Source organism: Frateuria sp. GZRR33 (assembly GCF_051900425.1).
Lineage (GTDB): Bacteria > Pseudomonadota > Gammaproteobacteria > Xanthomonadales > Rhodanobacteraceae > Frateuria_A.
The window spans coordinates 213,760-225,917 of the sequence record NZ_JBHZGK010000003.1 but is presented as its reverse complement, the minus strand read 5'-3'; the positions used below and the strand labels follow the sequence as shown (position 1 = coordinate 225,917).

Annotated in this window: 12 protein-coding genes; 2 read left to right on the top strand and 10 right to left on the bottom strand. The window is 68.0% G+C overall.

Going from position 1 to position 12,158, the window contains the following annotated elements:
• Positions 1-56: 56 nt before the first annotated feature.
• Together mgtA and ACFWZU_RS05190 are read right to left on the bottom strand one after the other, a co-directional pair.
• Positions 57-2,705 (bottom strand): magnesium-translocating P-type ATPase, encoded by a 2,649-nt coding sequence (mgtA, locus tag ACFWZU_RS05195; protein WP_439700363.1) that lies wholly within the window; start codon positions 2,703-2,705, stop codon positions 57-59.
• 142 nt (positions 2,706-2,847) lie between these two features.
• Complete coding sequence (locus tag ACFWZU_RS05190) at positions 2,848-3,033, bottom strand: hypothetical protein (protein ID WP_439700362.1); 186 nt, start codon at positions 3,031-3,033, stop codon at positions 2,848-2,850.
• Between the two features lie 316 nt (positions 3,034-3,349).
• Here ACFWZU_RS05190 and ACFWZU_RS05185 point away from each other — a divergent pair, with 316 nt between their 5' ends.
• Entirely contained in the window at positions 3,350-4,975 is a 1,626-nt protein-coding gene (locus ACFWZU_RS05185; protein ID WP_439700361.1) for a sulfotransferase, read from the top strand.
• A gap of 9 nt (positions 4,976-4,984) precedes the next feature.
• On the opposite strand, the gene cyoE is transcribed toward ACFWZU_RS05185, so the two are convergent.
• The 5 genes from cyoE to ACFWZU_RS05160 form a co-directional block, all read right to left on the bottom strand.
• Positions 4,985-5,923, bottom strand: a complete 939-nt coding sequence (cyoE, locus tag ACFWZU_RS05180; protein WP_439700360.1) for a heme o synthase — start codon at positions 5,921-5,923, stop codon at positions 4,985-4,987.
• A 34-nt stretch (positions 5,924-5,957) separates the two neighbouring features.
• On the bottom strand, positions 5,958-6,368 hold the full coding sequence (locus ACFWZU_RS05175) for an EF-hand domain-containing protein (RefSeq protein ID WP_439700359.1): 411 nt from the start codon (positions 6,366-6,368) through the stop codon (positions 5,958-5,960).
• Between the two features lie 17 nt (positions 6,369-6,385).
• Positions 6,386-7,528 carry a COX15/CtaA family protein gene (locus ACFWZU_RS05170; RefSeq protein ID WP_439700358.1) on the bottom strand — a complete coding sequence of 381 codons (1,143 nt, stop codon included), beginning with the start codon at positions 7,526-7,528 and terminating at the stop codon, positions 6,386-6,388.
• Positions 7,529-7,593: 65 nt separating this feature from the next.
• Positions 7,594-8,169 (bottom strand): hypothetical protein, encoded by a 576-nt coding sequence (locus ACFWZU_RS05165; RefSeq protein ID WP_439700357.1) that lies wholly within the window; start codon positions 8,167-8,169, stop codon positions 7,594-7,596.
• Positions 8,166-8,894: an SURF1 family protein gene (locus tag ACFWZU_RS05160; RefSeq protein ID WP_439700356.1), complete on the bottom strand. Its 729-nt coding sequence runs from the start codon at positions 8,892-8,894 to the stop codon at positions 8,166-8,168. The genes ACFWZU_RS05165 and ACFWZU_RS05160 overlap by 4 nt, the downstream gene beginning before the upstream one ends.
• A 59-nt stretch (positions 8,895-8,953) precedes the next feature.
• Here ACFWZU_RS05160 and ACFWZU_RS05155 point away from each other — a divergent pair, with 59 nt between their 5' ends.
• On the top strand, positions 8,954-9,169 hold the full coding sequence (locus ACFWZU_RS05155; protein WP_209618944.1) for a twin transmembrane helix small protein: 216 nt from the start codon (positions 8,954-8,956) through the stop codon (positions 9,167-9,169).
• Between the two features lie 177 nt (positions 9,170-9,346).
• On the opposite strand, the gene ACFWZU_RS05150 is transcribed toward ACFWZU_RS05155, so the two are convergent.
• From ACFWZU_RS05150 to ctaD, 3 genes are all read right to left on the bottom strand, one after another.
• Entirely contained in the window at positions 9,347-10,231 is an 885-nt protein-coding gene (locus ACFWZU_RS05150; protein ID WP_439700355.1) for a cytochrome c oxidase subunit 3, read from the bottom strand.
• 102 nt (positions 10,232-10,333) lie between these two features.
• Entirely contained in the window at positions 10,334-10,519 is a 186-nt protein-coding gene (locus ACFWZU_RS05145) for a hypothetical protein (protein ID WP_439700354.1), read from the bottom strand.
• A complete protein-coding gene (gene ctaD, locus ACFWZU_RS05140; protein ID WP_439700353.1) occupies positions 10,512-12,128 on the bottom strand; it encodes a cytochrome c oxidase subunit I in 1,617 nt (538 codons plus the stop codon). The genes ACFWZU_RS05145 and ctaD overlap by 8 nt, the downstream gene beginning before the upstream one ends.
• Positions 12,129-12,158: the final 30 nt, after the last annotated feature.

Here is a 12,158-nt window from a genome sequence, read left to right as displayed (position 1 = left end):
GACCTCGGCCGATGGCGGCGGTATCGCCAAAATTCGTAGGAAAAATTCCCGGATGCTCAGAGCCAGCGGCCGTAGCGCCGGATATACACGCGCTTCACCAGCTGCGTCAGCGCGGCGTAGCAGAGCAGCGTCAACGCCAGCCAGCCGAAGTAGGCCATCGGCAAGCCGGTCATCCCAAGCTTGGCGCCCAGCGGGCTGTAGGGAACGACCAGCCCGATCGCGCCGATCGCGAGCGTCAGCGCAAGCACGGGCGCGGCGGCGATGCTCTGCAGGAAGGGGATCCGCCGCGTGCGGATCATGTGCACGATCAGCGTCTGCGAGAGCAGTCCCTCGACGAACCAGCCGGACTGGAACAGCGCCTGGTGCGCCACGTCGTCTGCGCCGAACAGGTGCCACAACAGCCAGAACGTGGTGAGGTCGAAGATCGAGCTGACCGGCCCCACCCAGGCCATGAAGCGGCCGATGTCGCTGGCATCCCACTGCCGCGGGGACCTCAGGTAATCCTCGTCCATGCGATCGAAAGGAATCGCCAGCTGGGAGATGTCATAGAGCAGGTTCTGCACCAGCAGCTGCAGCGGCAGCATTGGCAGGAACGGCAGGAAGGCGCTGGCCACCAGCACGCTGAACACGTTGCCGAAGTTCGAGCTGGCGGTCATCTTGATGTACTTCATGACGTTGCCGAAGGTGACGCGGCCTTCGATCACGCCCTCCTCCAGCACCATCAGGTTCTTCTCCAGCAGGATGATGTCGGCCGATTCCTTGGCGATGTCGGTGGCGCTGTCCACCGAGATGCCCACGTCGGCCTCGCGCAGGGCGGGCGCGTCGTTGATGCCGTCGCCCAGGAAGCCCACGGTGTGGCCCTGGCGCTGCAGTGACCTGACCACGCGCGCCTTCTGCAGCGGCGACATCTTGGCGAACACGGTGGTGCGCGCGACCAGCGCATCGAGCGCCGGCTCGTCCAGCGGCTCGATGTCGCGGCCCTGCGCGGAGTGCGCCACCTGGAGGCCGACCTCGCGGCAGATCTTGCGCGTCACCGCCTCGTTGTCGCCGGTGATCACCTTCACCGCCACGCCGTGCTCGCGCAAGGCAGCGATCGCGGTGGCGGCCGAATCCTTCGGCGGATCGAGGAAGGCCAGGCAGCCGATGGCGGTCAGGCCCGCCTCGTCGGCCAGGCCATAGGCGCGCCCGCTCGGGTGCTGCCGGCTGATCGCCACCACCAGCACGCGCAGGCCGTCCTCGTTGAGCCGGCGGGTCATGGCGCGGATCTCCGCGCGTCGCGCGTCGTCCAGCGTGGTGTCGATGCCGTCCAGCCGCGCCGCCGTGCAGATGGCGAGCATCTCCTCGACCGCGCCCTTGCACACCAGCAGGTGCTGGCCATCGTCGCCGGCGAGCACCACCGACATGCGGCGGCGCTGGAAATCGAAGGGAATTTCGTCGACCAGCCGGAAGCGCGCGGCCATCGGCTCCAGATCGCGGTGCGTGAGCACCGCCTTGTCCATCAGGTTCTTCAGCCCGGTCTGGAAACGGCTGTTGAGGTAGCCGAATTCGAGCGCCTCGTCGGACGCCTCGCCATCGAGGTCCAGGTGGCGCTCGAGCACGATCCGGTCGAGCGTCAGCGTGCCGGTCTTGTCGGTGCACAGCACGTCCATCGCGCCGAAGTTCTGGATGGCGTTGAGGCGCTTGACCACCACCTTGCGCCGGGACATCGCCATGGCGCCCTTGCCCAGGTTCGCGGTAACGATCAGCGGCAGCATCTCCGGCGTGAGGCCCACCGCCACCGAGAGCGCGAACAGGAAGGCCTGCAGCCAGTCGTGCTTGTCCAGCCCGTTGATGACGAACACCACCGGCACCATCACCGCCATGAAGCGGATCAGCAGCCAGCTGACCGAGCGCACGCCGCGGTCGAAGCTGGTCTGCACACGCTGGCCCGAGAGCGTGTGCGCCAGGGAACCGAGATAGCTGCGCGAGCCGGTCGCCACCACCACCGCGGTCGCGGTGCCGCTGACCACGTTGGTGCCCATGTAGCAGACGCTGGGCAGGTCCAGTGGATTGGCATGGCCCTCGACCAGGTCGCGCGCCATCGGCGCGGCCTTCTCCACCGGCAGCGATTCGCCGGTCAGGATCGCCTGGCTGATGAACAGGTCCTTGGCCGAAAGCAGGCGCAGGTCCGCGGGCACCATGTCGCCGGCGGCCAGGTGCACGATGTCGCCCGCCACCAGTTCGCCCACCGGCACCTCGATGCGCTCGCTGTGGCCGTCGGCCGCACGGCGGGTCACGCTGGCGGTGTTGCGCACCATCGCCTTGAGCTGCTCGGCGGCCCGCGAGGAACGGTATTCCTGGGTGAAGCTGAGCAGCACGCTGATGCCGACCATCACGGCGATGATCAGCGGCCCGGTGAGGTCCTGGCGGTCGGTCGCCAGCTGCACGATCGCCAGCAACACCAGCACCGCGATGAACGGGTTGCGGCAGGCGCGCAGCAGCTGGCGCGACCAGTGCGGCGGCTTCTCGTGCGAGACCTCGTTGGGGCCGTCGCGGTGCAGGCGTGCGGCGATGCGCTCGGCATCCAGGCCTGCGGTGCCGGTGTCGAGACCGGCCAGCAGTTCGTCGTTGCGCAGCCGCGCGTAGCCGGCCGCCACCACGCGCGCCGGCGCCGCGCTCCTGCCGGTCGCCCGGGCCGCGGCGGTCTGGAGAGTCTGCCTGATCATCTGTGCGCTTCCGTCTGTCGCTTCATCGGCCGGCGCTCGCCTTCGACCAGGCGCGACACCGGCTACCGCAGGACCGGCCGCCTGGACGGCCGGATCGGACGCGCTGCTGGCGGAGGCCAGCCCTTGCACGGCGGGCGCAGGTTCATCCGTTCACCACGCGCGGCAGCGGCGCGTGCTGCGTCACCACGACCGGGCGGGACCGCCCGGGCGCGCCGGCATCGCCCAGCGGCGCGGGCACGGTGACGCTGTAGACCGGTCGCGCGGCGCGACGACCCACGCCAACGCAGCGCCACAGGCGCAGCAACGAAAATTCGCGAAGGAGGTTCATGACCCATCTCCTCGTAACGATGCCCATGGCAACGCCGGGAGTGGGCCGGGCGTTCCTAGTCGAGGAAAGCGCCGGCCGACCGCAGGCGGTCGCCGCAGGCGTTCAGCTTGTGATGCGACGCCGGCACCCGATGCAAGCGGATGTCGACGTTGCGACTAGGGTAGACGTCCATATGCCTTGGAAGGTCTTGGGGAATGCCGCAGCGCCTGGCGCGCCGGAGGGCGCGCGCATTCTGGTGCGCGCACGCACGCCTGTCAATCGGGAAACCGCCCGTGCCCTGCCATCCTTCCCATGGCCGTACAGCCAGCGATCAGGCATGCTGCGCACCCCTCTTTCGCCGGACGGGCCAGTGACGGCAACGGCTTCCCCTTCGTTCGAGCATCTGCGCGAACTTGCGCACGCCGCGCTGCGCCAGCGCGATTTCCCCGGCACCTGCGCGCTCGCCGCGCACATGCTCAAGCTGCAGCCCGGGAGCGCCGAGGCCCATTACCTGGCCGGCGTCGGCGCGCTGGAACTGCACCGGACCAGCGTCGCACTGGAGCATCTGCACCGCGCCGCCAGCACCGAGCCGCGGCGGGCCGAATACGCAGTGCAGTTCGCGCGCGCACTGGTGCGCGGCCACCGCCACGGCGACGCGCTGCAGGTGGCCCTTGCCGCCAGTGCGCTGGCGCCCGGCGAACCGCTGCTGCTCGATGCGCTCGGCACCGTGTTCACCCAGTGCCAGGCGCACGAGCGCGCGGCCAACCTGTATCGCCGCGCCGCGGCACTGTTACCGGACAACCCGGTGTGCCGGTTCAACCTCGCCATGTCGCTGGTGTACGCCGGCCGCGCCGACGAGGCCGAGCGCGAACTCGACGCATGCCTCGCGCTGGCGCCCCTGCACTGGGTCGCCCATGGCGTCCTGTCGCGCCTGCGGCGCCAGGAAGCCGGACGCAACCATCTCGATCGGCTCGCCGCGCTGCTGGCGAGCCACGTCGCCGAACCCACGGCCGCGTACCAGCTCAACATGGCGCTGGGCAAGGAGCACGAGGACCTGGGCAACCCTGCGCTGGCATTCGAACACTTCCGCCGCGGCAAGCAGGCCGCCCGCGCGAGGCGCGCCTATGCGCCTGCGCAGGACGCGGCGCTCGTCAACTCCCTCATCGGTGCCTTCCCTGCGCCACCGCCTTCCACCGGCGGCTGCGCGAGCGACGAGCCGATCTTCGTGATGGGCATGCCACGCAGCGGCACCACGCTGGTCGAGCGCATCATCGCCAGCCATCCGCAAGTGCATGCCGCCGGCGAACTGGAAAACTTCAGCGTCTGGCTGCGGCGCCTGGCCGGCGGCACCTCGCCCCTTCCGCTGGATCCTGACGTGGTGGCGCGGGCATCCGGGCTGGACTGGAGCCAGCTGGGCGAGCTTTACCTCGCCAGCACGCGCCCCGCGACGACTTTCAAGCCGCGTTTCGTCGACAAGTTCCCGCACAACTTCCTGTACGCCGGGTTCATCGCCAGGGCGCTGCCGAACGCGAAGCTGATCTGCCTTCGCCGCCATCCGCTGGACACCTGCCTGGGCAATTTCCGCGAGCCGTTCGCCGAGGGTTCGTTCTTCCACGGCTATGCGTTCGACCTGCTCGACATCGGCCGTTACTACGTGCAGTTCGATCGGCTGATGGCGCACTGGCGGCGCGTGCTGCCCGGACGCGTCCTGGAAATCGACTACGAAGCGCTGGTCGAGGCGCCCGAAGCGACCACGCGGCGGCTGCTTGCGCACTGCGAGCTGCCCTGGAACGACGCCTGCCTGCACTTCGAGCGCAACCGCGCCGCCAGCTCGACCGCCAGCGCGCTGCAGGTGCGCGATCCCATCCACAAGGCCGGCGTGGGCCGCTGGAAGCGCTACGCGAGCGAACTTGCCGACCTGCGCGAGTTGCTGCGGGCGGCCGGCATCGAGGCCGTTGGGTGAAGGCGGGCGTCAGGGCCCGACCGGAGCCGCCAGCGGAAGCGCCACGGCGGCGGTCGACTGCAACACCAGCCCCGACCGCTGCGGCGGCGCCATCCAGTGGTCGGCGAGCAGGAAGGCGAAGAGCGCCATCAGGTACACGATCGAGTACTTGAACACGCGCATGGCGAAGAACTCGTCCGGCGGGTTGAGCAGGCGGATCGCGTAATAGAGGAACCCGCCGCCGAGCACCAGCGCGCCGCCGAGGTACACCCCGCCGCTGAACCCCGTCAGCGCCGGCAGCAGGGTCACCAGCACCAGCAGGACGGTATAGAACAGCACCTGCCAGCGGGTGTAGTTCACGCCGTGGGTCACCGGCAACATCGGGATCTGCGCGCGCGCGTAGTCGTCGCGGCGGAAGATCGCGAGCGCCCAGAAGTGCGGTGGCGTCCACACGAAGATGATCAGGCACAGTTGCAGCGCGAACGCATGCAGTTGCCCGGTCACCGCGGTCCAGCCCAGCACCGGCGGGATCGCCCCGGCGAGGCCGCCGATCACGATGTTCTGCGGCGTGGCGCGCTTGAGGTACGCGGTATAGACCAGGGCGTAGCCGATCAGTCCGCCAAAGGTCAGCCACGCGGTCAGCGGGTTGACCAGCAGCGCCAGCACCAGCATCGAGGCGATGCCCAGCAGCACCGCGAAGACCAGCACCTGCCGCGGCTTGAGCTGGCCGGTGGCGAGCGGGCGGCGCTGGGTGCGCGCCATCAGCTTGTCGATGCGTTCGTCGATCAGGTGGTTGAACGCGGCGGCCGATCCCGAGGCCATCCAGATACCCAGCGTGCCGAACACCAGCGCACGCCACGGCGGGATCCCGGGCACGGCCAGGAACATGCCGATGACGGCGCAGAACACCAGCAACGCGACGACGCGTGGCTTGGTCAGTTGGAAGTACTGGGGCAGGTGCAGGGTCACTTGGAAACTTCGCGGGAATGAGTGTGCCTGGCGGCTACGGCGTGTGCTGGGCAAGCTCGCCCACGGCCGTGTCGGCGTAGTCGGCAAACTCCGAATAGGTCAGCCGGTGGTCCCCGTCCAGGTCGAACGTGTCGAAGCGCGAACGCAGGGCCGGCAGGTTCTTGAGCTCCGAACGGCTCAGCCGCAGGTCCTTGTCGTGATCGAGGCTGAGGAACAGGTCGGTGAGCTGCTGCGGCGACAGGGTCGGGCGGGCGTCGTCGCGGCGCTTGAGCTGTTGCTGGACCGAGAGCATGTCCTGGCCGCTGGTCTGGTTCTGGCTGTGCCGTTCCAGTGCACCGACGCTGACGCCTTTCTGCGCTTTTTCCTGCGCGACCGCGGTGCCGGCGGCGAGCGAAGCCACGGCGGCGAGCGCACAACCGAACGAACGGACCGAAGATTTCGCCATGCTCCGACTCCCTGGGTTCAATGTGGGTGGGACGATCCGACAACGACGATCCGCTGGGTCCGCGCCAGCGCGGCCAGCAGGGTGAACAGCAGCAAAGCCGCCACGCCGTTGTGCAAGGTCGCCACCGGCAAGGGTAGCCCGAAATGTACGTTGCTGATGCCGAGCAGCACCTGTGCCACAAGCACCACGCCGATCGCCGCGCCGGCCAGGCGCAGGCCGCGCCTGGCTACGCGGTGGCCGAGCCACATCAGGTAGACGAACACCACCAGCGCGCCAAAGCGGTGCGCGATCTGGATCGCGCTGCGTGCGGCCATGTCCAGGATGCCGCCCTCGTAGTTCACGCCGATGCCGCGCCAAAGCACGAAACCTTCCTTGAAGTCGGTCGGCGGCATCCACTGGCCGAGGCACTTGGGGAAGGCGCCCGGCCCGGTGCCGCAGGCAAGTGCGGCGTAGTTGGAGGAGGTCCAGCCGCCCAGCGCGATCTGGCAGACCAGCAGCACGATGCCGAGCACGATCCACCGGCGCAGCGGCGCGTGGCGCTCGTCCGGGGCGCCGACGCCGGCCAGGCGCAGTGCCGCATAGGCCAGCAGCGCGAACGTCGTGATGCCGCCGAGCAGATGGCCCATCACCACGATCGGCTTGAGCAACAGGGTCACCGTCCACATGCCGAGCATGGCCTGGAAGATGATCACCGCGAGCGCGAGCACGGCGATGCGCCACGCGCCGGGACTGCGCAGGCGGATCGCGGTAGCCAGCGGCAGCGCGATTGCCACCACCGCCAGCAGCGACGACCAGGCGTGCTCGCCGCGCATGTACAGGGTGACGCCAGCGGCCGCGAAGACCGCGCCCAGGATCACCGCCCCACGCGCCCAGCGCGGGCGCCAGGCTGCCAGCAGGGCCAGCACCAGCACCAGCACGCCGAGCGTGCCGGCCAGGAAGCGGTGCACCTGTTCGCGCCAGGCCTTGGTCGCCTCGTAGGGGCGGTCCGGGAAGGCCGCGTCGGCACGCGCCACCGCCTGCTCGTGGTGCGGCCAGGTCACCTGGCCGTAGCAGGTCGGCCAGTCCGGGCACGACAGGCCCGCGTTGGACAGGCGCACGAAGGCACCGAACATCACCACGCCGAAGGCGAACACCGCCGCACACAACGCAAGCCAGCGCATGATCCGCCGCGTCCTGGCCGATGCTTCTCCATCCGCGCGCCGCATGCGGCCGCCGTCCCCACCGTTCATTTGATCACCTTGTGCATGTCACGCAGCAGCCCGGTACCGTCGAAGCCCGCCGGGTAGTACGCCAGCGCCGTGCCGTTGGACTCGACCAGCAGCGCGCTCACGCTGTCGGACGCCTGCGGCCGGAACGCATCGAGCTTGCCGCCCGCGTCGCGACCGAGCGTCCAGAACGACTTCATCGCGTCCAGCCGGCCCGCATCGGCCGGCGGTTCGCCCACGTAAAGCAGGCGCAGGCGCTTCTGGTTGCGGTTGAGCGTGACCCAGGCCTTGGCCATGCCCGTCAGCGTCTCGAAGCATCGCGCGGCACAGTCCGGGCCCGCCAGCGCGACCAGCGTCATGCGCGGCTCTTCGGGGTCACGCCAGGCGTAGTCGTGGCCGTCGGCGAGGGTGACGCGCAGGTGCTCGTCGACGAAATTGCGCTGCGGCTGGATCGGCTGGCCGTAGCCCTTGCCGCTGGGCTGCCAGCCGGTGAAGGTCAGCACGCCGGCGGCGATGATCGGCAGCGCGAAGACCGCCATGATCGCCAGCAGCTTCAGGCGGCTGGCCTTGAGCGAGGGAGGCGTGGGTGTGCTCATCGGTTATCCGTGCGTCGGGGGCGGCGCTTGCGGTGCAGGACCAGGAAGATCGCCACGACCGCGACCGCAAAGCTGAACCACTGGAAGGCGTAGGCCCGGTGCCGCGCGGGCGGCATCGAGGAGAAGTCGAACGCGTGCTCGCGCTGGTAGATCGCGGAGGGGTCCGCGTCGAGCGCGAGTATCCGCGGATACAACGGGCGGCCGAGGTCCTTTGCCACCTGGCCAAGGTCGAGGTAGATGCTGGTCTTGGGCCAGCGCGACTGGCTGGCCAGCGCATCGCCGCCCAGCTCCAGGCCGACGCCCGGCGGCGGCAGGTAGAGCCCGTGCAGGTCGACCTCCCCAGCCGGCAACGGCGGCATGTCTTTGCCGGGGCCGGGCAGGAAGCCGAGGTCTACCAGCAACAGGCGCGGATCGCCGGGCAGCGCCAGCGGCGCGTAGACCTCCACGCCGCCGCGCGCGTCGTGGTGCGGGTTGTCCAGCAGGTAGATGCGGTCCGCCAGCCAGCTGCCGTGCACCGCCACCCGTGGAAAGGCATCCGCAGGCGGCGCCGCCGCCACCTGGCCAAAAGGCACCGGCGGCGCCGAGGCCGCGGCGGCATAACGCCGCACCAGGCTGTCCTTGTAGGCCGCCCGGTCCAGCTGCCACACGCCGAGGCGCACGAACAGCGCCACGGCAGCCACGGTCAGCAGCACGCTCCACCAGGCTGGCCTGCGCCAACGTGTCACGCGGAGGCACCGTCAGCGGTGGCTATACTGCCGGCTCGCAAGTTGATCGGACCGCTCACGTGGAAACCATCTACAAAGTCGCGCTGGTGATCATGTTCCTGGTCGTGGTGTTCAACCTCGGCCAGGCGCTGTACTACATGATGACCGACAAGGACGGCAGCAAACGCACCGCCTGGGCGCTGACCCGGCGCATCGGCCTGTCGATCGTGCTGATCGCCATGATCATGCTGGGCATCTGGATGGGCTGGCTGCAGCCCCACGGCGTCGGCCGCTAATTGTAGCGGTCCCGCGCGAGCGAAGCCCGCAAGCGCGACATTTAGCGCACGCATCGCCCGTATAGAACCCACTTGTGGGCGGTGGTTTGGCCGGAACGCGGAAAAGCATCGCCTGCAAGGGCACTCCCAAAAAAAAGCCCGCCGATCGGCGGGCTTTTCCTTTGTGCGGCTGTCGTCTCAGAGAATGTAGACGAACATGAAAAGACCCAGCCACACCACGTCGACGAAATGCCAGTACCAGGCCACCGCCTCGAAACCGAAGTGGTGCTCGGGGCTGAAGTGGCCCTTGAGCACGCGCAGCCAGATGATCGCCAGCATGATCGTGCCCAGCGTCACGTGCAGGCCGTGGAAGCCGGTCAGCATGAAGAAGGTCGAGCCGTACACGCCCGTGTGCAGCGTGAGGTTGAGCTCCTTGTAGGCCTCCATGTACTCGTGCGCCTGGGCATACACGAAGGTCGCGCCCAGCAGCACGGTCAGGCCCAGGAACACCAGGATCCTGCCGCGGTGGCCGGCCTTCAGCGCGTGGTGCGCGATGGTCACGGTGACGCTCGAGGTGAGCAGGATCAGGGTATTGAGCAGCGGCAGGCCCCAGGGCGCCACCGTCTGGAAATCACCGCCGATGTTGCCCGGCCCGTTGCCGCCGCCGGCACCCCAGGCTGCGGCGTAATCGCTCCACAGGAACTGGTGGGTCAGCACGCCGTGGCCTTCGCCGCCCAGCCAGGGCACGGAGAACATGCGGGTGTAGAAAAGCGCGCCGAAGAACGCGGCGAAGAACATCACCTCGGAGAAGATGAACCACATCATGCCCATGCGGAACGAGCGGTCCACCTGGGCGTCGTACTTGCCGGAGAGCGACTCGTGGATCACCGAGCGGAACCAGCCGAAGAACATCAGCAGGATGCCGATGAAGCCGATCGTGATGACCGTCTTGCCGAAGCCCGCCTCGCCCGGGGGCGCGTTCAGCCAGTGCGCGGCACCAAACACCGTGAGGAACATGACCACCGCGGCCACGATCGGCCATTGGCTTTTGGCCGGTACGAAATACGCTTGCTGCTGACCCATGAGTGATCCCCGTGGATATCTCTTTGTTTGCTTCCATCCCCGCCATGTCGCGCGGGGAACTGCTTGCCGGGCCGCCGCGGCGGACCCGGGGAATACCTGACGCTAGCCGATCTTCACCATACTGAGGATCGAAAGCAGGAACAGCACCACCGCGATCGTCCCGGTGATCCAGAGGGTGCGCCGTACACCCTTCCGGCGTGCCAGCTCCCCATCGTTGCCCTGCCCGTTCATCGCCCGGCGCCCATCCGGCGCACCGGCCAGGGCCGGCGCGCCCGTTGCATCAATCATCCACGTGGCCGTGGGCCAGTTCGTCGTCGTGGATCACCGGCGGCAGCGCGAAGGTGTGGTGGGGCGCCGGCGATGGCACCGTCCACTCCAGGCCGCGTGCGCCTTCCCATACGCGGTCCGCCGCCTTCTTCTTGGAGAAGAACGCGCAATGCACGATCACGCCCAGGAAGATCAGCTGCGAGGCGCCGAACAGGAAGCCGCCGATCGAGCTGATCATGTTGAAGTCGGCGAACGCCACGTTGTAGTCCGGGATACGGCGCGGCATGCCCGCCAGGCCCAGGAAGTGCTGCGGGAAGAACAGCACGTTGACGAACACCACCGAGCACCAGAAGTGCACCTTGCCCCAGAACTCGCTGTACATGCGGCCGGTCCACTTGGGCAGCCAGTAGTACGTGGCGGCCATGATGGCGAACGCCGCGCCGGTCACCAGCACGTAGTGGAAGTGCGCCACCACGAAGTAGGTGTCGTGGTACTGGAAGTCGGCCGGGACGAGCGCCAGCATCAGGCCGGAGAAGCCGCCGATCGTGAACAGGATGATGAACGCGATCGCGAACAGCATCGGTGTCTCGAACGTCAGCGAGCCGCCCCACATCGTGCTCACCCAATTGAACACCTTGATGCCGGTCGGCACCGAGATGAGCATGGTGGCGTACATGAAGAAGATCTCGGCGCCCAGCGGCAGGCCGACCGCGAACATGTGGTGCGCCCAGACGATGAAGGACAGGAACGCGATCGCCGCGATCGCGAACACCATCGCCTTGTAGCCGAAGATCGGCTTGCGCGAGAACGTCGGCACGATCTCCGAGATGATCCCGAACGCCGGCAGGATCATGATGTACACCTCGGGGTGACCGAAGAACCAGAACACGTGCTGGTACAGCACCGGATCGCCGCCGCCGGCGGCGTTGAAGAAGCTGGTGCCGAAATACTTGTCGGTCAGCAGCATGGTCACCGCGCCGGCCAGCACCGGCATCACGGCGATCAGCAGGAACGCGGTGATCAGCCAGCTCCACACGAACACCGGCATCTTGAGCAGGTCCATGCCCGGTGCGCGCATGTTGAGGATGGTCGCGATGATGTTGATCGCGCCCATGATGGAGCTGATACCCATCAGGTGGATGGCGAACACCACGTAGGCGACTGAATCGCTCTGTAGCGACAGCGGCGGATACATGGTCCAGCCGCCGGCCGGGCCGCCGCCAGGCATGAACAGCGTGGACAGCATCAGCGCGAAGGCGAACGGCAGGATCCAGAACGAGAGGTTGTTCATGCGCGGCAGCGCCATGTCCGGCGCGCCGACCATCAACGGGATCATCCAGTTACCCAGGCCCACGAAGGCCGGCATGATCGCGCCGAAGATCATCACCAGCGCATGCATGGTGGTCATCTCGTTGAAGAAGTACGGCTGCACCAGCTGCATGCCGGGCTTGAACAGCTCCGCGCGGATCACCATCGCGAAGCTGCCGCCGATGAAGAACATCAGCAGAGAGAAGACCAGGTACAGCGTGCCGATGTCCTTGTGGTTCGTTGACATGAACCAGCGCGTGAAGAAATTCGACGGCGCGCCGTGGTGGTCGTCGTGGTGATCGTGGGTGGCTGCGTGGGCCATGGCCTTGCACCTCTACCTAATGCGAATACT